The organism is Candidatus Delongbacteria bacterium (assembly GCA_041675285.1).
Taxonomy (GTDB): domain Bacteria; phylum CAIWAD01; class CAIWAD01; order CAIWAD01; family CAIWAD01; genus CAIWAD01.
In genome coordinates this window covers 244881-265335 of record JBAYTZ010000006.1, presented here as the reverse complement: position 1 = coordinate 265335, position 20455 = coordinate 244881, and the positions used below count along the sequence as shown (strand labels likewise).

At 60.3% G+C, this 20455-nt stretch carries 17 protein-coding genes; 16 read left to right on the top strand and 1 reads right to left on the bottom strand.

Annotation, left to right across the window (positions count from 1 at the left end):
• Nucleotides 1-62: 62 nt before the first annotated feature.
• Nucleotides 63-596: a transglycosylase SLT domain-containing protein gene (locus WC326_08490; GenBank protein ID MFA7331096.1), complete on the top strand. Its 534-nt coding sequence runs from the start codon at nt 63-65 to the stop codon at nt 594-596.
• A 403-nt stretch (nt 597-999) separates the two neighbouring features.
• Nucleotides 1000-2145, top strand: a complete 1146-nt coding sequence (locus WC326_08485) for a tyrosine-type recombinase/integrase (GenBank protein MFA7331095.1) — start codon at nt 1000-1002, stop codon at nt 2143-2145.
• Between the two features lie 200 nt (nt 2146-2345).
• On the opposite strand, the gene WC326_08480 is transcribed toward WC326_08485, so the two are convergent.
• Nucleotides 2346-5039 (bottom strand): choice-of-anchor D domain-containing protein, encoded by a 2694-nt coding sequence (locus WC326_08480; protein ID MFA7331094.1) that lies wholly within the window; start codon nt 5037-5039, stop codon nt 2346-2348.
• Between the two features lie 1004 nt (nt 5040-6043).
• Between WC326_08480 and WC326_08475 the strand changes: the two genes are divergently transcribed.
• From WC326_08475 to WC326_08410, 14 genes are all read left to right on the top strand, one after another.
• Entirely contained in the window at nt 6044-6745 is a 702-nt protein-coding gene (locus WC326_08475) for a sigma-70 family RNA polymerase sigma factor (GenBank protein MFA7331093.1), read from the top strand.
• Nucleotides 6746-6808: 63 nt separating this feature from the next.
• Nucleotides 6809-7105, top strand: a complete 297-nt coding sequence (locus WC326_08470; GenBank protein MFA7331092.1) for a hypothetical protein — start codon at nt 6809-6811, stop codon at nt 7103-7105.
• A 25-nt stretch (nt 7106-7130) separates the two neighbouring features.
• Complete coding sequence (locus WC326_08465; protein ID MFA7331091.1) at nt 7131-7898, top strand: hypothetical protein; 768 nt, start codon at nt 7131-7133, stop codon at nt 7896-7898.
• Nucleotides 7899-7983: 85 nt separating this feature from the next.
• On the top strand, nt 7984-10002 hold the full coding sequence (locus WC326_08460; GenBank protein ID MFA7331090.1) for an ATP-dependent DNA helicase: 2019 nt from the start codon (nt 7984-7986) through the stop codon (nt 10000-10002).
• A complete protein-coding gene (locus tag WC326_08455; protein ID MFA7331089.1) occupies nt 9999-10262 on the top strand; it encodes a hypothetical protein in 264 nt (87 codons plus the stop codon). Before WC326_08460 ends, WC326_08455 begins: the two co-directional genes overlap by 4 nt.
• Nucleotides 10259-12313, top strand: a complete 2055-nt coding sequence (locus WC326_08450) for a DEAD/DEAH box helicase (protein MFA7331088.1) — start codon at nt 10259-10261, stop codon at nt 12311-12313. Before WC326_08455 ends, WC326_08450 begins: the two co-directional genes overlap by 4 nt.
• Nucleotides 12314-12323: 10 nt before the next feature.
• A complete protein-coding gene (locus tag WC326_08445) occupies nt 12324-15206 on the top strand; it encodes a hypothetical protein (protein ID MFA7331087.1) in 2883 nt (960 codons plus the stop codon).
• Nucleotides 15207-15217: 11 nt separating this feature from the next.
• Nucleotides 15218-15595, top strand: a complete 378-nt coding sequence (locus tag WC326_08440; GenBank protein MFA7331086.1) for a hypothetical protein — start codon at nt 15218-15220, stop codon at nt 15593-15595.
• Nucleotides 15588-16943, top strand: coding sequence for a hypothetical protein (locus WC326_08435; protein ID MFA7331085.1), 1356 nt, complete (start codon nt 15588-15590; stop codon nt 16941-16943). The genes WC326_08440 and WC326_08435 overlap by 8 nt, the downstream gene beginning before the upstream one ends.
• On the top strand, nt 16933-17559 hold the full coding sequence (locus WC326_08430) for a hypothetical protein (protein ID MFA7331084.1): 627 nt from the start codon (nt 16933-16935) through the stop codon (nt 17557-17559). Before WC326_08435 ends, WC326_08430 begins: the two co-directional genes overlap by 11 nt.
• 6 nt (nt 17560-17565) lie before the next feature.
• Nucleotides 17566-18051: a hypothetical protein gene (locus tag WC326_08425; GenBank protein MFA7331083.1), complete on the top strand. Its 486-nt coding sequence runs from the start codon at nt 17566-17568 to the stop codon at nt 18049-18051.
• Between the two features lie 142 nt (nt 18052-18193).
• Nucleotides 18194-19351, top strand: coding sequence for a Fic family protein (locus WC326_08420; GenBank protein ID MFA7331082.1), 1158 nt, complete (start codon nt 18194-18196; stop codon nt 19349-19351).
• Between the two features lie 374 nt (nt 19352-19725).
• The gene (locus WC326_08415) at nt 19726-20130 is read left to right on the top strand and encodes a DUF4406 domain-containing protein (GenBank protein MFA7331081.1); all 405 of its coding nucleotides are present in this window, start codon (nt 19726-19728) and stop codon (nt 20128-20130) included.
• Nucleotides 20127-20429, top strand: a complete 303-nt coding sequence (locus tag WC326_08410; protein ID MFA7331080.1) for a helix-turn-helix domain-containing protein — start codon at nt 20127-20129, stop codon at nt 20427-20429. Before WC326_08415 ends, WC326_08410 begins: the two co-directional genes overlap by 4 nt.
• Nucleotides 20430-20455: the final 26 nt, after the last annotated feature.

The window sequence follows — 20455 nt, the reverse complement described above, 5'->3', positions numbered from 1 at the left end:
TGGGAACGGGGCACACGGGCCGGCTGTGGCCAACACACCGGGCCTTGGTCGCCTTGGTCGCCGTGCTCGTTCTGGTCGCCGTGGCCGGGGCCTGGACCAGCCGCTTCGACCCCCACTTCCAGAAGTACTCCAAGCGCTACTTCGGGGTGGACTTCGACTGGCGCTGGTGGAAGGCGCAAGCCATCGCGGAGAGCGCCCTGGACTCGACGGCCCAGAGCTGGTGCGGGGCCAGGGGCGTCATGCAGGTCATGCCGGGGACGTGGAAGGACATGGCGCCCAAACTCGGCCTGACCAACCCCTGGGAGGTGCGGCAGTCCATCCAGGCCGGCATCTACTATGACGCCCGCATGTGGGCGATCTGGAAAGCACCCAGGCCGCTGGTGGAGAGGATGGCCTTCACGCTGGCCAGCTACAATGCCGGTGCGGGCAACATCCTGAAAGCCCAGCGCCTGGTGGCGGTCAACCTGAACGCGAATGAATGGACCCCGGTGGCAGTGCGGCTGCACCTTGTGACTGGCAAGAACGCCGACGAGACGCGCGGCTATGTGACGCGCATCCGGCGGCTCTTCCCGACCCTCTCCAAGCACCCACCGTAACGCCAAACTGTTGCTGCCCAGATGGTTGAATTCCAGCGCCCCTCCGCCTCCAAGCGGTGGGGCGTTTTCTTCAGTGGAGTAGACAGGGAGTAGACGGGGCAAAAAGAAAGGGTCCCGCGAGGCGGAACCCTTTGACTGTCAGTGCACCCAGGAGGAGTCGAACCCCCAACCTTCTGATCCGTAGTTGGGTTTACTAGTTTCTCAAGACGTGATGGGGAGTTATCGAGTCATGGTAAAAGCGCCGACAGTCAATGCCTTTTGTCGAAATTCAGCTTTGAAAATTTGCCCGCCTTTCCCCTGTTTTCCCCTACATTCCTGGCGAAACCATGGGACCGGCATGGGACCGGGAAGCCAATCAGAGGGATAGGATATGGCGCGACGGATACGATTCACTCAGCAGGTCTTGAACGATCTCGTGGCCATCAAGAGCCGTGAATGGGTGTACGACGAGCAAGTCCCGCCACTGGCCATCATGGTAACAGCAAAGGGATCCAAGTCCTTCTACGTCGTAAAGTTGGTGGGAGGCAAGAAAGAGGAGATCCGGATTGGGAGCTACCCCCAGGTGTCCATCCCCCTGGCGCGGCGAATGGCAGCGGAGATCCTTTTGCGAGTGGTCAAAGGGGAAACGGTGGGGACGGAGCGACGCCGCCTAGATCGTGCCGCCCAGATCACGCTGCAGGTCGCATTTGACGAGTACCGCCAGTACCTGGACCGGCACCGGAAGCCCAGGACCATCTACGACTATCAGTCGCAGTGGGAGAAGTATTTGGCGGCCTGGGCCACGCGCCCCATGAAGTCCATCCGTCGGCGCGAAGTGGTCGCCCTCCACCAGACGATCGGCGACAATCACGGCCATCATCAAGCCAACCGCGTGGTGGCCCTGTTGCGGGCTGTCATCAATCGCGCCATCCGCGAGCACGAGCTGGAGATGCCCAATCCGGGCAACGCCATCACGTTCTACCGCGAGGAGGCCCGCACACGCAGGCTGTCCCAGGACGAGTTGCCGGCATTCTTCAAGGCTGTGTTTGAGGAGCCCAACGCGGACATCCGCGACTTCGTGCTTCTCGCCCTGTTCACAGGCGCGCGCAAGGGCAACCTGTTGGCTATGCGCTGGGCAGATGTTGTGCTAGAGCCCGGGCTGTGGATCGTCCCCGCTGCATCATCTAAGACCAGCAGGCAGCTCAACGTGGTGCTCTCAACTGCTGCCGTAGGCATTCTGCAGGCGCGCCAGGCAACCAAAAGCGGCGAATACGTGTTCCCAGGCCGCGAAGGCCGCGACAACGAGCACATGGTGGATCCCAAGTTCGGCTGGTTGCGTGTTTGCAAGCGCGCGGGGCTGAAGGACCTCCACATCCATGACCTGCGCCGCAGCTTGGCGTCATTCCAAATCGACACGGGCGCTCCGCTTGAAGTTATCCAGAAAACCCTGGGTCATGAGTCCAAGGTGACGACTGAAGTTTACGCCAGGCTGGCGTTGGAACCGGTGCGGGAAAGCGTGGAGCGTGCGACATCGGAGATGTTGAAGGCCGTTGTCGTGAATGTTGGATGAAAGATCAGGGACACAAGATGAGTTGAGAGGAACCAAGCCAGAGAACTTGCCAACGCCTGATTAGATATAAAATGCCACAAAGCGAATTTCAGTGGCAGACAATAAAAAGGTGAGATAAGCGAAAAAGCATGATACAAACAGGAGGCCAGCGACGTACTGGCCTCCTGTTCTTGCTGTATCAAAAGTGCTTCAACTGTGCATTACTTGATGTAGACGACTGATTTAACTTGCTGCCCTTCCCGCCCACTAGCAACAACAAAATAGGTTCCACTGGCCGTGTTCACTGGCTGCCAACTGAAGTAGTGCAAACCTGCTGCGAGCGGACCAGAGTAGATCACATCAACCAAGCGGCCCTGCAAGTCCATTACCCTCAATGTAACATCGTCAGGCGCTGGGATTGCCAACTGTAGGCGTGTGCTGGGGTTGAAGGGGTTTGGCGCTGGCTCGGCAAGGGAGAAAACCGTAGGCATTTCGTGCTCGGTTACGCCCACAAAGTTGAGATCCCAGAAGCAGATAGAACCATTGGTGTTCCATGTGTTGACGCCGTCACTTACTCTAAAGTAAAGTCCAACGTTCTGGTTCAGATAGGGTGACAGAAAGCTAGTAGCTGGGCGCCAAGACATAATGGCTGGGCTCGTGTTGACGCTCGAGCCATTCACGAAGATCGAGACTGTCACGCCTGTAGCAGGTTCCGGGGAGAAATTCAATCCAATCAGACCACTGTTCCAGTCAGGGACGAATCCAACTGTGGCGCCAGTATCATGTCCCAGCACATTAACAATGCCGCAATCAGAGCTTGGTCCAGTTACGACTGCAATACTAAGCGCCACGCCAGTCATCGCCACGTTACTGCAGTCGCCACCCGTGTCCAACGTGCAGGCGTAGGTACCGGCCACTGCGCTCTGGAACTGCACCGTGATGGTTTGGCTCTGGCCAGCACCGAGGTTATAATTGCCGCCGCTGGTGATGGAATAGGCTGCGCAAGTCTCGCTGACCGTGCCGCTCAAGGTGCCGCCACCAGTGTTGGTGATAGTAAAGGTGCGTGTCACGACTGTGCCCGGCAGAACTGTGCCGAAGTCTAGAGACGTCGGTGTAACAGAGCATTCTGGGGAGATTTCAACAGTTCCCGCACACATCACGTCTGCGCATGAGCCGCCGGTGTCCAGCGTGCAGGGGAAGGACCCTGAAGATGATGATTGAAGTGTCACTGTGAATGTATGGCTTTGTCCGGCCGAAAGACTGTAGGTTGCAGGTGCTGTTATGATGTAAGCGCTACACGATTCTGTAACTGTGCCACTAAGCGTGCCCCCGCCTGTGTTTGAGATTGTAAATGTCCGAGTCACTGGTGTATTCGGTTGAACAGTTCCAAAGGAAAGGGAGAGTGGATCCACTGAGCAGATAGGTAGCTGATTAACTGTGCCCGAACATGAGACATCAGGGCACGAGCCTCCTGTATCAACTGTGCAGTTATAGGTTCCTGGAGTTGCACTTAGAAGCTGAACAGTAACCGTCTGACTTTGGCCTGCATTCAGACTATAATTGCCACCAGAGATAATACTATATACAGTACAGTTTTCAGTGACTGAGCCGCTTAGAGTGCCACCACCTATGTTCGTAATCACGAAATCTCGAGTGACTGGCACATTTTGGTCAGTACTCTCAAAACTAATATTGCTTACATTGACGGAGCACTCCGGAACAGTATTAATGCAAAAGTTGGTGCTTGAATCATTGACAATTCCTCCTGGCATTGAAGTCCCTTGAGATGCATTTGAGCCGCGTATTTGAAAATTGCAACCCGGAACAGATCCCCCAGCAATATTATTTGGTACCGTAAATGTATACGAGTTGTCTGAAACTGGTCTATCAGCAGTTACGTCATTGCAAAATGACCCATTTTGATACCAATCCAATTGAATGTTCTCATTCCAGCCTCCGTATGGCAATCCTGATATACCACCATTGACACTCCAGTTAACAGTTGCACTTTGCCCAACGGTCATTGGATTAGGGCTTACTGAAACATCAAGAGTCGGCAAGTTGCCTGCATAGAAACGATTCGATTCACACCAATGAATACTCTGATTACCCTGAGGACAAACAAAGAATCTGTGCAAATTCCCAACAGTCAAGTCATTTCCTGGATAATAAGCAAACGAAAATTGTGTTTCGTTATGATTGCCTGATACTTGCACAGTGTGCCCATCACCTCCATCTTCGAAGACAACAGCATAGTTTCCTTGAAAACCGCTAATACTAAGCGTAATTATATAATCGACATCATTGCTTCTCCACATATGCCATCCTTCAGAAAGGAGCATACTTGGGCCCCCATTTGTTGTAATTGTCCAATTGCATGAAACAAGATTCGGTTCTTCTTGGTAAACAAAACCAGCATCAAATGTACTAATTGGATATGTGTGAGTTCTTACTCCATAAAATCCATCACAGTACATTTCAGTTACAGTAACCTGATTGCCGCTAATTCCGGTCACCCATGCAACGTGTCCTAATGAAGATAGGGTTGTACTACAGGCAATAGTATTAATTGCTGGAATATTACTAACATAAAATCCATTGTTCTCCAAATCAGTGGCCCATTCCCTTGCGTTATGCCAAGGTTGTGGCAGTGCTATACCCCAAATGCAGCAAGCAGCTTCCCAAGCCCACCAAGTACAATTCCCATCACCGGAGCAACAACCATAAGGATTGTTTAAACCGCATAAGCAATCGTCATGCTGATCCGCACACTCATACACCGAAAGCGGTGAGCTTTCACTGCTTTCTTGTAATGCTTCCGTGGAGACCAGGTTTGAACCAATTGCTGCTGATGCAGTAGTCGTGAGCAACACCAGCACAATTAGTGCGAAAGAGCAATGGCTTGTCATCGTCATTAGAATTCTCCTTTAATCAGAATAATGATGCAAAAGCAATTTGAGGTTAAGCCCCAACAATTAGAGAGTTGATCAAATCAGCTCAAAAATTGTAAGTGTTAATAGAACTTTGATGATGGCCCCCTTTCAACCGTCGCGGAAGAGTACCGGAAGAAGCTCAAAAACATCATTGTCCACTTGAACCCAACCGGGGCTTTTTCCACTCGCCCGTTGTTGAGATTCATCAACACGACCTTTGTGTAGGCCATCATGAACTCCTGCGCTGTGTGTGATTCGGTGGGGGGTGGTAGTCAGAATGTCTTGCACCTTGGGCCGGAAAAAAAGAGGAAAAGCCCACACTCAGAGAAAACTCTCCCCAGCTTTTGAATGGGGAATTCTTCAGCTTGACTTTCTCACCAGCTTCAAACAGCTTGCCTCCGTGTTCCTGGCGGACATTCCCACCAGGTACCTCACGACCCCCTCTTTTCGTTAATTTCCCGCGCGAGACACGCGCCGTTTTCAGCTCGTGTCACGACTGAATTACCGAAACCGAGTCGCGGGTACCCGTGAGGGCCCGGGTGTTCGCCAGCTGGAACACTGTCACGACTCGGTTTCGCATTAGGTCAAAATCAGGGAGCCAGCGCCATCTGACAGTGGTTCTGGATTCCGCACCCTATCTCAGCTGGAGCATCCATGACCCCCACGACTCCCACCCGCGCCGCACTTCGGCCGATCTTCTCACTTTCCATTTCCAGATCCAATCCGACCCTGCGCGCATAGCCAGGGCTGACAGTTCGCCTGCCGGTTGATCCCCGGTAGAGCCCGCGGACCGTCCAGCCTAGGGCCGTTGTGTGCCCAAGAAACCCGTGCAGGCACGGGTCAGGGGAGCTCTGTGTCCAGGTCCCCCTGGGTGGACTCTGTCCAAACCTACACCTGTCGGCTCCGGCGCGCACACCCTTGCGCCCGGGCCCTGATCCTGCCTTCCGGCGTTGCCGCGCCGGCGCTGACCCAGCGCTGGAGCGGCCATGCTGCCCACCAAACGAGCCCAAGCCTACACGCCCGAGTCCATTGCCCATTACCAGGCCTTGGCGACGGAGGAGGCCGCGCTGCCGGCCACTATGGAGGCGTTCCTGGCACTACTGGGCCCCGAGGGAAAAGGCCGACATGATGAACGGCGGGCCGCCCTGGCCGCCGTCATCCAGCGCTTGCAGGCGGGACACCCCACAAGCGCCAGCATCCAGCTCTGGCTGCTGGTCAGCTACAACCCGCCATTGCACAGCCTAGTCGGGCGCTATGGCAGCCATGGCCGCGACAGCCAAGCCGACTTGGAGAGCGCCGTGGTGCTGGCGTTCCTGGAGGTGCTGCAGACCCTATCGACCGAGCGCCTGGCGGACCCCTACCTGGAGAAGAGGATTATGGACGACGCCCGCAGGCGCCTAATGGTCCTGTTGGGAATCCGGGACTACCAGCAAGCAGATCGTGTTGAAACTGTAGCCGACGAGTCCGTCCAAGACGACCGCGCCGCGGACGAGCGGGAAGATGGATACGAGTCGCTGCTAGTTCAGATCAATGACCTGCCCATCACGGATGGCGACCGCGATTTGCTCGTCGGCATCTACGTCTACGGTTACAACATGGCCGAGCTGGCCGAGCAGTGGCACATCCCCCACGACACAATCAAAAAGCGCTATCAGCGCCTGCTGGGCCGATTGAAGAAAAATATGTGACCCCCCTGTCCCCTTTGGCCTGTTTTCCCGCGCCCTTGTAAGGAAACGACCAAGGAGACCCGGATGAGCATGCCCGATGCGACCCCCGCCACGACTGACCCCACGACTGCCGATGAGGTCGCCGGCCGCGTCAAGGCCGCTTTTTTGATCCTGGCGCTGGAGTTCGGTGGCGTTGCGGCCGAGGCCAACATCAGCACCACCGTGGCCGAGCGTCTTTCGGCCTCCATCGAGACCGCCTTTCGGGCCTGTCTTGAACCACTGGAAAGCCTGCGCGCCAAACCCGTGGTGGGGGCCAATCTCAACCTGCGCCCCTACCCCGCCATCGCCCAACTCCTGGGCACCATTTCCAACACGCACTAACCCCAACCATAACGGAGGTCCCACCATGGGCCGGTTTGACAGCATGAACGAGCGCTACGAGCAGCACACGGTCGAGACGGGGCGCTACATCAAGTTCGACGATGGCGACAAGCACCTGCTCGTCTTCCTGGGCAACCCACACATCCGCGAGGTGTACTGGGACGGCACCACCTACCACGACTGGAAGGAAGGCTGCGGCAAAGAGAAGAGCCTGAAGACCTCGATGAACGTGGCCATCATCGAGCTGGTGGACAAGACCTACGTCTTCCGGGCCCTGAAGGTCTTCGAGAATTCGAAAACCTTCTTCAAGCAGGTGTCGAAGATGGACGCCAAGTACAACATCGACACCCAGATCTTCGAGGTCGAGCGCACGGGCCAGAAGGCCAAGGACACGACCTATACCATCCTGCCCGAAGCCCCGATCACCCCCGAGCTGCGTGCCCAGCTGGCGGCCCAGGAGCTCTACGACCTCACCAAGGACCGCGACGACGACGATCAGAAGGGCGGCAGCAGCGGCAGCACCAAACAGCCCGATCCCCCCGCCATCATCACCCAGGACGAAGGAAGCGCCCTCATCGAGCGGCTCAAGGCCTTGAAGGCGGCGTTGGGCGACGCCCAGGGCGCCCAGATGATGGCCGACTTTCTGGCGCGCTTCGCGATCAAGCAGATCCGCCAGCTCCCGGCGGCGCGGCTCACCGAAGCCCTGAACTGGGTGTCTGGTGAGGAGGAGAACCTGCGTCATGCCAAGAACGACGGCGGCGCGGGTACGGGCGAGGCCGACCCCTTCGATTGATCCGGACGCTCCCCCCAAGCCCGGCCAGCTGGTTCCCCTGCCAATGGCCGGGCCGCTTTTTTCACCCTTAGCGGAGCGCCGCCCGATGCCCCACACCGATCCCGCGACTTGGCCCATTTTGCCAGAGGACCTTCTCTCCCTGCCCGGCGACCCGCTGCCCCCGGTTCCCCTGTTCACGGCGGAGGAAGTCTTCGGCCCCGGCGGGCTGCTAGCCCAAAAGCTGCCTGGCTTCGTGCTCCGCGAAAGCCAGCGCGTCATGGCCAGCGAGGTCGAGGCCGCCCTGGCGGACGGTCGCAGCATCATGATCGAAGCGCCCTGCGGAGTTGGAAAGTCGCTTGCCTACTCCGTGCCCGCCATCCAGCACGCCCTGGCCACTGGGCAGCGCGTGCTCATTGCGACAGCCAACATTGCCCTGCAGGAGCAGCTGGTGCAGAAGGACTTGCCCTTTCTGCAGGGTGTGCTGCCCGTGCCGTTCACGTTCGCCCTGCTCAAGGGCCGCTCGAACTTTTTGTGCGCCGACCGCCTCATGGAGCAGCGTAGCATTCTCTTTGCCGGCGTCGCGGATGGCGACCAAGTAGAGTTCGACCGCGTGCTGGACTGGGCGAACCATACCAGCACGGGCGATGCCAGCGAGCTGCCCTTCAAGGTGACGTCACGCGTGTGGCGCCACTTCGCAATTGGTGACACGAGTGAGTGCGCGGGCTGCACGCTGACCTGCTACCACAAGGCAGCCGTGGAAGAGGCCAAAGAAGCCCACGTGGTGGTCTGCAATTACCACCTGCTCTTCGCCCACCTAAAGGTCCAGGCCGCCACGGGCGGCATGGCCAGCATCCTGCCCGAGTTCGACGTGCTGATCTGCGACGAAGCCCACGAGATGCCCGACATCGGCAGCGATTTCGCGGGCGAAGAGATCGGCCGTTGGAGTTTTCGCGGATTCAAGCGCCACTTGTCCCGGGCGGGCTACGAGGCCCTGGACCATGCGGCGGAGAACCTGTCCCGGGCCATCAAGCTGATGAGCTTCAAGCACGCGGCCCAGGGCTCGAACCGCATCAAGCTCCCCGGGCTCATCGATGAGGATCCCATCCTGGAGGCCCTGCGCCATGCCTATCAGGAGCTGCGCGCCCAGCAGGCCCAGTACGAGGCGGAGAGCAAGGAGCACGCCCAGCTGGAGCGCCAGAAGGAGCAGTGCAGCCAACTGGCCAAACGCGTGAAGGCCCTTGTCTGGCAGGAGCACGCCGAGTGGGTGTACTGGGTGGAGCGCCAGGACGGGGCATCGGGCGAGAGTTGGAAGCTCAAGGGCAAGCCGGTCTCCATCGCGCCCTTCCTGCAACTGGCCCTGCTCCCCTGGAAGCCCGTGATCGCCACCAGCGCGACGCTGACCACTACGCGCGAGAACTTCAGCTTCATCCGCGAGCGCATTGGGCTGGACGCTTGCACACGCCAGCTCGTGCTGCCCAGCCCGTTCGACTTCGGGCGAGCGGCCCTCCTAGTGGTGCCGGATGGACTGCCTGAGCCCACGGACCCGGCCCACCGCGAGTACGTGCATGACCATCTCTACGTGGCCGTCCAGGCCAGCGGCGGCCGGGCCCTCCTGCTTTTCACGTCCAGCCAGGCATTGAAGACCGCCCACCAGCTGCTGGCTTCGGAGTTCACGCGGATGGGCTACCGGTGCCACTGCCAGGGGGATGCCCCCTCCACCCAGCTCATGGCTCGCTTCAAGGAAGACGTGTCCAGCGTGCTCTTCGCCACACGGACCTTCTTCCAGGGCGTGGACGTGCCGGGGGAGAGCTTGTCCCTGGTCGCCTTGGACCGCCTGCCCTTTCCATCTCCCACGGATCCCGTGATGGACTACATCGCCGAGCAAGACCCCAAGGGCTGGTTCCACAAGCACAGCCTGCCCACGGCCCTCATCACTTGGCGGCAAATCTTTGGCCGGCTGATCCGCCGGCATGACGACCGCGGTGTGGTGCTGCTGCTGGACGGTCGGGTGAGCACCAAGGCCTACGGCAAGCAGTTCCTGAAGGCCATCCCGGGCGGCATGCTCTCGCGCGAGGTAGCGGCCATTGGGTCCTTCTTAGCCGACCCGGAGGACCCCTTCGCATGAGCATGAACAAGCCCTTGGATCTAGCCCTGACAGCCGAGCACATGATCGATCTCGCCGCCTATCTGGACGGCATCGGCCGGTCGCGGATGGCCGGGCATGCGCGCGATGCGCTCACTGCGCTGGAGACAATGCGGCCCGTGGTGGAGGCAGCGTGCTCCCTTGTGGCCACCGTCAAGGTCGGTGTCGATTTCAGTGGCGGGCGCAAACTTGCAGACGCTGTCAGCGCCTACCAAGCCGCCACAGAAGGGCCCGAAACATGAGCGCGCCCATCCTGGTGGACAGCCTGATCCGAATCCCGCTCCGGGACCTGCCCCCGCGCGTGCGCGAGCTCCTGGAGCAGGCCTTGTCGTATCCGAACCCCGCCTTTCAGAAGGCCAAGGCCCGGGGCGTGCAAACCCCGCGCGAGCGGGTGGAAGGCGTCTGGCGCCTGATCCCCAAGCGCCTGGACGGTTTCCACGTGGATGAGCGCGGCCGGTGGTGCATGCCCCGCGGCGCCGTGGGCCTTTTGCGCGAACACGTGTTGCCCTGGCCGGGCATCGAGGATCGGCGCAGCCGGGTCCCCCTGGCGCCCAGCACGCTGCCGGCGATGCGCGTTGAGCTGCGCCCCTATCAGCTGGCCGCCAAGGAGGCCATGGTTACCCGAACCCAGGGTGTGGTGGTGATCCCCGCCGGCGGCGGGAAGACCCTCACGGCCCTGGCCGCTCTGGTGGAGATCGGACAGCGCACGCTGGTCCTCGTCCACACGCTGGACTTGAAGGAGCAGTGGGAAGAGGAGCTGGACGAGCACCTAGGCGTGGCGCCCGGAAAGACCGCGCCCATTCAAGTGGCCACGGTCCAAACCCTGGCCAAGATGCCCGCGGACGCGCTTGCGCGGCACCTGGCCGGTTTCGGCTGCCTGATCCTGGATGAAGGCCACCACTGCCCGGCCAGCACGTTTGACCGCGTGGTGAACGCCAGCCCGGCTGCTTGGCGCTTGGCGCTGACCGCCACACCCGACCGGGAAGACGGGCTGACGCCCAAGCTCCTGCACACCTTCGGTCCCATCCTGCATGAGACCCGCCAGGAGGACCTGCTCGCCGCCGGCTACCTGGTGCCGGCCGTCGTGCACGAGGTCCACACGAGCTTCACGTTCCCCTACCAGGGCGCCGAGGATTACCAGGCCCTGGCGGAAGCCCTGGCCCGGGACGCGGACCGCAACACGCTCCTGCTGGAGACGCTGGAGGCCCTGTACCAGGACGAGGAGCGCGTAATCCTGGTGCTGTCCACGCGCGTGGAAGACCATCTCTTACCGCTCTTCGAAGCCGCCAAGGCTCGGGGAATCCAGGGCGAACTCCTGGCCGGCAAGGTCAAGAAGGACGCCCGGCGGCTCATCCGGCGCGCCGTGCGTGAAGGCCACGTGCGCGTACTCTTCGCCTCTACGGTCGCCGACGAAGGCCTCAACATCCCTGAGCTCAACACCCTGCTCCTCACCTTCCCGGCCAAGGCTGAAGGGCGTGTGGAGCAGCGCGTGGGGCGCGTCATGCGCGCAGCGCCAGGCAAGACCCGGGGCGACGTCTACGACTTCATCGACAGCGCCGTCACGAACGTGGCCACCGATGCCAAGCCGTTTCTGCGCCAGTACGCCAAGCGCCGGGCCGCCTACAAGAAGCTGCGGGCCACCATCGTGAAGGCCACGCCAGCGGCCCAGGCCGCCCACAGCGCGCCGGACGCCGGGCTACTGCCCCCCGTGTCCGCCCCGGCGATTCGGGTGCCCCACTCGAGCCGGCGGATCGTGGTGGGCATGGACCCCTCTTTCACCCACTTCGCCCTAGTGGCCGTCGATGTCGACCTCTGGTGGCCCGTGGCCATGACCACGCTCTGCACGTCGCCCAGTGACAAGAAGCTGGGCATTCGCAAGGCGGACGACGATGGCCAGCGGCTAGAGATCCTGGCCACTGGGATCCGCGACTTCCTGGCCCGGTTCCGCCCGAGCCTACTCTGCTGCGAGACCCCGTCCAGCGGAGCCCAGAGCGCCGCGGCCTTGAAGGGCCTGGCCTATGCCAAGGCCCTCCTTGTGACGGCCAAGGTCTACCACGAGGCGCCCACCATCTGGCTCTTGCCCGGGGACATCAAAGAGCGCGTGGGCGGTGGCCTCATCGCCACGAAGGCGCGCGTGGCGCAGGGCGTGCAGGCCTGCCGCGCCCGCGATGGGCGGCCGTGGACCGAGGCGGGCTGGGATCCCACCAAGGACCGCAGCGAGCACCAGTTCGACGCTGCAGCGGCCATTCTGGCCAGCCTGAACGAAGACCTCTTCCAAGCCGTGATCCGATAGGAGCGAGCCCGTGGGGCATTACCAGGACTTGGTTGAGCGCTTGAAGCGCGAGCTGACGATGGACGAGCTGGTCCCGCACCACACGGGGCGCAAGCCCATCCGCTGCCCGCTGCCCGGCCACGAGGACAAGGACGGGTCCTTCTTGGTCTATGCGGAGACCAACTCCTGGTGGTGCCCGAGCCACCCCCACACGCGTTGCGGGGGAAGCCCCCTCGACTTCATCATGCTGGCCGAGAACCTGGACTTCAAGGGGGCCGTGCGGTTTGCGGCCGACCTGAAGGGCTGGGACCTAGCCCCACCGACGGACGAGGAGCGCGCAGCCGAGGCGGCCCGCCACAAGCGCGAAGAGACCCTGAGTGCAATGGTTCGCTATGCCCATGGCCAGCTCTTCGCCGACACGGACGTGGCGCGCGAGGCGCGCGACTATCTGGCCGGTCGAGGCTTCCACGAGCGGCTGCTGAAAGACCACCAGGTGGGGCTGCTGAATCTGGAGAAGCTCTATCAAGTGCGTGGGAGCCACCCGCTCTTGGCCGACTACAACCAGGCGGACTTCGATGCATCCGGGCTGCGAAATGCCGAGGGTCGGCTGCTCTTCCGGGACACGCGCATCGCCTTCCCGCTGCTGGTTCGCCAGCGCGCCGTGGGCGCGACATTCCGCGCCCTGCCAGGCTCGGCCGACAAACGAAAATTCGTCCACCTAGCTGGACAGGCCGCCCAGCTCTGGAACCAGGACGCCCTGTTTAGCAAGAACCGCGACGTGGTGGTGGGCGAGGGTGTCCCGGATGCCGCCACGCTGGCTGGGTGGGAAATCCCGGCCGTGGGCAATCTGGGCCTGGAGATCGCGCTCAACGCCCACCTCTTTGCCCACCAGAACGTGGTGACCCTCGTCTGGGACAATGACAAGGCAGGCCGTGGGCGTGTCGTGCCTGCGGGCCGGGCCATCCAATCCGCCCTGCGCAATGGCGAGGTGCGGATCCTCCACATGCCCGGGGAGAAGGACATCAACGACTGGGCGCGCGCCGGCGGAACGCGTGACGAGTTCCTGGCCCTGCTGAAGTCCGCCCCTGATCTCCTGACTTACCAAGTCCAGCTGCTGCCGGACGTGAAGGCCGGCGAGCGCATGACGCGCGAGGCCCAGGCCATGCTGCACGAGCTTTTGGCCGACCTCGTGGACCTGGACGGGAACCTCCAGGACACCTACCTGGCCACCATCGCCAAGCGCGTGGGGTCCACGCCCAAGTCGCTGCGCGACATGCTCAAGGCCCAGGCTAAGAAGTCGCCCCCGGCTGCAGCGGCCACCACAACGAACGCACTACCAGAACCGCAGTCGCCCTCACTTGGCGCCGTGTTCAAGGACGAGGTTCCCTATCGGGCGGCATTGGGGTTCAGCTTCCATGGGCCTCCGACCGCCAACATCGGCGTCTGGCTCCGCCCCAGGGAAGATGAGGAGCACGCCCCCTTCATCATCGAGTCTGTCATCCAGGACGAGAAGCCGTCCGTTTCGCTTGTCCCCTACGCAGACCGCAGCACGAAGTCCAAAGGCAAGATCCGCTTTTCGAATGAGGACCTGCCGCGATGGACAAAGGGGGAGGTGCCCTACAGCATGGCAAGCCTGCTCGCAGATCCGAAGGCCAACACGCCCAATGCGGCCCAGGTCTTCACGCGGATGCGTGGCCTGATCAAGCGGTTCATCTGGTACCCGGCTGACCATGAGTACGACATCGTGACCCTTTGGATCATGATGACCTATTTCTTTCCGGTTTTCGGCCGCGTGGGATACTTGCACTTCAATGGCGGGTCCGGTTCGGGGAAGAGCCTGAGCCTTCGTTTCATCGAAGCCCTGGCCTTCAACGCCCTCAAAACGTCCAACATCTCAGACGCAGCCCTCTACCGCACGGTAGACGGGTCCCGGTCCACCTTGCTCATGGACGAAGCTGAGAAGCTGTCCTTTCCAAAAGCTGGCACCATCGAAGCCGCCACACGCTCCCTCTTCCTGGACTCCTACGCAGACGGGGCTCTGGTGTACCGGATGAACACGGAGACCAATCAAGTCGAGGGGTTCGACGCGTTCAGCCCCAAGTGCCTGGGAAGCATCAACAAGATCGACCCGGTCTTCGCCAATCGATGTGTCGCCATCCACTGTCTTCGAAAGGAGAAGGGCGTCAACCTGGTCCACCATGCGCAGAAGGTGGAAGAGGTTGCCCGCCTGTCTGCAGAGCTGCGGAACATGATGCACTGCATGGTGTTGACCCGGTTTCATGAGGTCTGGCGGATCTACACGGTGGACCTGATGGGCGCCTACACGGAGATCGAGAATCGAGAGTACGAGATCTGGATCTCCCTGATTGCCATGGCGCGGTTGGTTGACCAAGACGCAGACTGGGATGAGACCAAGTCGCTGGTTGACATCATCCTGAAGGCGCAGCGGGAGAAGGAAGCCGAACGCGAAGAGGAAGCCCGCCGCGAGAGTGTCGACATCCTGATCCTACAGACGGCACTCAACCTGATCACGGGCGACAACCAGCGCGACTACGAAGTGTTTGGAGAGGCGTGGAAGTTCGTGGGCAAAGGACTTGCCAAGGCCATCCAGGCAGAACTGGATGAAGACGGCGCATGGCCATTCGAAAAAGACTTGACCAGTAACCGCCTGACCAACCTACTCAAGACCCAGCACGTCATCGAAGAGGCTGACATCACCAGAATCACAGTGGGTGGTGCCCGCAAGCGAATTCTCAAGATCCGCCCCGATAGCCTGCGCCAGGCCCTGCAGCGCATGCACGGCCTCGACGCGGAAGAAGAGGCCGCGCTACCTGCGCAAGACGCACCTCCACCGCCAGCCCCCGCTGCGGCCGTGCCCGCCACGAATCCACCCCAAGACGATCTCCCATTCTGAAAGGACGAACCATGTGGATCCACACCACGCTCGGCTACTACAGCATTACCCAAAGCCCGCTCCAATTGGGCAAGTTCCAGATCCGAGCCCGCACGCGCGCCCATCTGGAAAACCTGGCCAGACACTTGGATGAGCAGATAGGTCCCAAGTGCTATTTGGGCGGTATCCTGGAGACCCCGCGGGCGGACTATCGCTGGCGCGTTGTGATCAACTTCGCGCGGCTGCAGACGGTGATGGGCGTGCTCATGGAGCGGGTGGACTACTCCAACTTCAAGGCTGCCGCCCAGCGAGCCCTGCCGGAAGACCACGCCTACCATGAAACACTCCATCGCACCTGGTCCACCATGGCCCACCTGCAGGACCTGGAGAAGGAGGTGGCCGGTGGCTGAGAAGAAACCCCACGTGATTGCCGACAGCTACCGCATCATCGGACTGGCGGCCGAGAACTTCCTGCGCCTGAAGGCCGTGCGCCTGGCCATTGATCCCGCGGCCCACGCCCTGGAGATTTCGGGCGAAAACGGGGAGGGCAAGTCCAGCGTCATCAAGGCCATCTGGACGGCCCTGGGCGGCGCCAAGGCCCTGCATCAGAACGACGAGCCCGTGCACGACGACGCGGACAAGGCCGTCATCACGCTGGACATGGCGCCGGCGGACGACGCCCGGGCGAACAGCCCGCGGCGGATCCGTGTGACACGCACTATCTCGGCGGAGGGCGGCTGGGGCCTGAGAATCTGGACCCCGGACAAAGGCACGTTCCCCAGTCCCCAAGCCATCCTGGACGGCTTCTTCAACACTCTGTGCTTCGACCCCAGCGAGTTCCTTCGCATGAAGCCCGAGGCGCAGGCCAAGGTGATGGTGGACCTGGCTGGCGTGCGGGCACCCATCGATGCGCTGAAAGCCAAGCGCCAGGTCTTCTATGACGAGCGCACGGACGTGAACCGCGACCAACGGAAGGCCGAAGTGCGCCTGGAAGCCTTGGTTCCGCCCGAGGCTACGGTGCGGGCGGAAGTCAGCCTGACCGAGCTGAACCGCCAGATCGAGGCGGCGCGCCAGGTGCAAGTGGCGAACGACAAGGTGCGCCAGGAGCTGCAGGCCCTCTACGACGACCATGCCAAAGCCAAGGCCGACGTGAAGCGCTTGGAGGGCGAGTTGGAGGCGGCGCGGGCCCGCGTAGAGGATCTGGTGACGCAGGGCAAGGACAAGCGGACGGCCGTGGCCGAGCTGCCGGACCCAGGCCTGCAGGCCCTGATGTACAAGCTGGAAACGGCCGAGTCCGACAACGCCCTCGCCCAGGCGGCCAAGCGGTACCGCGAGGAAGAGGCGGAAGTGGACCGCCTGCAGAAGAAGAGCGAAGCCCTGACCCGGAACTACGACGCGGTCAACGACGAGATCGCCGCCGTGCTGCTGGCCGCCAAGCTGCCTATCGAAGGCCTGGCCATTACGGAAGACGGGACCATCCGCTACCGGAACCGGCCCTTTGCCCAGGCGTCCGACGCCGAACGCCTGGAGGTGTCGCTGGCCATGGGCGCGGCCATGCACCCGCGGCTGAAGTTCCTGGCGCTGCGCGAAGCGTCCATGATGACTGAGCGGACGCGCGAACGCGTGAAGGCCTGGGCGGCCGAGCACGACGTCCTGGTCCTGTTCGAGCTGGCCACCAGCGAGGAGATTGGGATCCACATCGTGGACGGCGAAGTCCTGCAGCGGGACCTGCAACTGGAGGCCGGCCATGCCCAGTGATGGAGGAGAGGGCCGGCTGGCCGGGCCCAGCAGGGTTTACCTGGAGACGCCAGCGGTGTGGGAGATCCTGGCCATCCTGGACCGCGAGGCGCTGCCCATGGAGACCGTGCTCGAGCACCTGGCGGGCTTCCGATGGGAGGACCTGCAGTCCGCCTACTGGCTGACGCGCCGGCGCGCGGACCTGCAGCGCCGCCAGGTCCTGGTGGACGGTGACGACGTCGGGCGGGCCGCGCGGATCCGTGCGCGCAACTACCTGACCCGGGCCGTGCAGCAGACCCTGATGGTAGAGCGCTCCCGCATGCTGGAGGAGGAGGCCGCGGCCATCGTGGCCCTGGTCCGGGGCAGCCCGCCGCCCCACATCGGCGCGCACCTGCGCTCTGTCATCCAGGTCCTGGTCCTAGCCGGGTCCCCGCAGCCGCTCACCGTGCGGCTGCGCCGGCTCTTGGCCGTGACACCCCAGAGGCTCGAGGAGGCGCTGCAGCGCCTGCTTGCGCTTCCGGCCCATGCCCAGCTGCGCAGGGCCTGGCCCAGCCGGCTGGAGCGCCCGCTCATGGCCTGGGTGCTGGAGCAGGCCATTCACCTGCAGCGAGAACTGCTGGCAGATCGAAACCAGTGAGGGCCCATGTCGACGCCCAGGAAGAAGCGTGTCGCCACAACGCCCAAGCGCGAGAACCGTAACACGGATCCGCATTGGACCAACTGGGAGTACCTAGCCGCTTTCGGTGAAGATGATCTGGGCTACACGTACCTCGATGCCGTCAAGCAGTTCTGCAGCCAGCCCAGCGAAGAGGAGAGGTGGTTGGATGAGCTGGTCCGCCAAGCCCGTATCGCACATGACCGTGCCGGCCTGCGCCGCTCAGGGCGCCATGCCGCATGGAGCGTCTTTCGTCGGGCTGGCATGATCCTCTTGCATAATGAGATGCACGAGATGAAAGTGAAAGGGAAGCATGGACCCCGGGCCGTTTTCCTTTGGCCAGCAACAGCTTTAATGGTTGTCGTTGGGACAAACTGGCAGGTGCTTTACCCAAAGCACCCCTCAGTGGTTCGCGCCTCTGGTGGCGGTCGGTCCATTTCAAAGGGACAGCTGTCTGAACGAGTCTCGATTTGAAACAAAGTCAGAAAGGAACAGAATGACTTGACATTGCAATGATCAAACAAGATAAATTCAATGTGCCTGCAACCCGATGAGCAAGAATCGGTGAAACAATTTGATTGACAATGATTTACATGAGCAATCCGTGAGGCAAGCTATGAGACACGAGACAACACACCCTTGGATTAACTTCAGTATCAATATGCAGGATGCTGATCCGAGGCTATGGTTGATGCTGGGCGAATGTAAATCAAAGATTGAACATATTGCAAATGTCCCGTTGTGGCCTGCAACAGCCAAAGAATTGTATAAGTTGTATCTGGCCAAAGGCGTCCTTGCTACTACCGCCATAGAGGGAAACACTCTGTCTGAACAAGAAGTGAGAGATCATCTAGATGGCAAACTTAAAGTCCCTCCATCAAGGGAGTATCTTAAGACTGAAATTGAGAACATAATAGAGATATGTACAAGGATAGATAAGGGCGTTATAGATGGAGTTGTTCCGTTATTGAGTTATGATTACGTGTGCGACATTAATAGAGACATTTTACAGGAACTTGAGCTTGATGAGGGAGTCATCCCCGGTGAAATTAGAAAGCATAGCGTTGTAGTAGGCGCTTATAGAGGAGCCCCATATGAGGAGTGCGAATATTTATTGAGAAAACTCATGGAGTGGCTGAATAGTGATGATTTTGAATGTGACAACAATGACAGAATAGTTTATTCGATTTTAAAAGCAATCATATCACATGTCTACATTGCGTGGATACATCCGTTTGGAGATGGAAATGGAAGAACTGCGCGTATCATTGAACATACAATTTTAACCGCAGCTGGAGTTCCTGCAGTCTCTACTCATTTATTAAGTAATCATTACAATATGACAAGGTCCGATTATTATCGAAAGCTGGACCATGCCAGTAAAACGAGAAATGGATTAATGAATTTCATTAGATACGCAGTTCTTGGATTATTGGATGAGCTGAAATCTCAGATTGATTTGATTTGGAATCAGCAATGGGAAATGGCGTGGAGAAATTATGTTCATAGTCATTTCAGCGATAAAAACTCCTTTGCTGACGTTAGACGGCGACGATTGGCTCTCGACATTTCAAGCACAGAAAAGGGATGTAAACAAAGTGAGATTCCAGCAATCTCAGGTCGAATGGCAGAGTATTACCTTAATATAGACGGTAGAACCCTGACGAGAGATCTAAGAGTGCTTGTGGAGAGCGGCTTAATTAATCTAGACGCTGGTGTATATCGTGCAAAGAAGGAAACTATTCTTGCGTTTAGAGCGCCATCAATGACGTAAAATAAGTGAGATTTGACCAAGAAGAATGAAATGCTAAGCTGGTCTCAAGAAAGGCTATCTTGCTAAGAGGTAGCGTTGATTCAGATTTTCCCAACCACTCCACTTGACAAATGTCAATCCGAACTGTACTCTCTTCCGCCTTCAACGCGAACACGCACTCTCCACCATAGGCACTGTGCGTTAGGGCGACTCGCCGCAACCCCCCCGCTGCGAGTCGTCACAGAGAGGCCCCGCCGAACCTGGACGGGGCCTTTTCTGTTTTAGAACTGCGCAATCGCCGACCACAACTTCCCTGCACTTTTTCCGCACCCCCTGTCCCCTTTGGCCTGTTTTCCCGCGCCCTTGTAAGGAAACGACCAAGGAGACGGCGACCCATGTCCATGCCTATCCATCGCCCCCCGCGCCTCTACATCGCCCACCCGTACCGGGCCACTACCCGGGGCATCATGGATCTCAACATCCAGGCCGCGCGCCTGGCCGGCGTGGCGGCCGCGCGGGCCGGCTGGTACCCGGTCATGCCGACCGTGAACACGGCCGGGTTTGATCTGCTCCTGCAGGATATCCCCGAGAGCTTCTGGCTGGCGGGCACGATGGGCCTCCTGGCCACGTGCGATGCCGTGCTCATGGCCGGCAACTGGTGGGACAGCGAAGGTTGCCGCGCGGAGTACGACGAAGCCCTTGGGCTGGGCCTGCCTATTTACCTGCCCAACACCTTGCCCAACCAGGACGGGAAAAAGCTCCAGGCGGATCCCACCCGGCCCGAGGATTACCTCGCATGAAGGCCAAGCCATTTGTCATGCCCACGCCCGTGGACGAGAAGGCGCTGGCCCTGGAGTCCCAGATACTGGCCCTGGTCCACGACATCCACCTGCAGCTGGGACACGACACCACGCACCCGCCGGCCCTGCTGACCGAGGCAGAGGCCGCCCTGGTTCTCCACCAGCAACCCAAAACGCTCCAGTCCTGGCGCTACGCCCAAAGCAAGAGCCTGCCCGCGCGCAAGATCTGCAGCACCGTCCTCTACCTGCCCCGGGACCTAGCGGCCTTCATCCTGAGCTGCAAAGGAGACGCCCAGTGATCACCCTTTCCACGTCTACCGTCGTC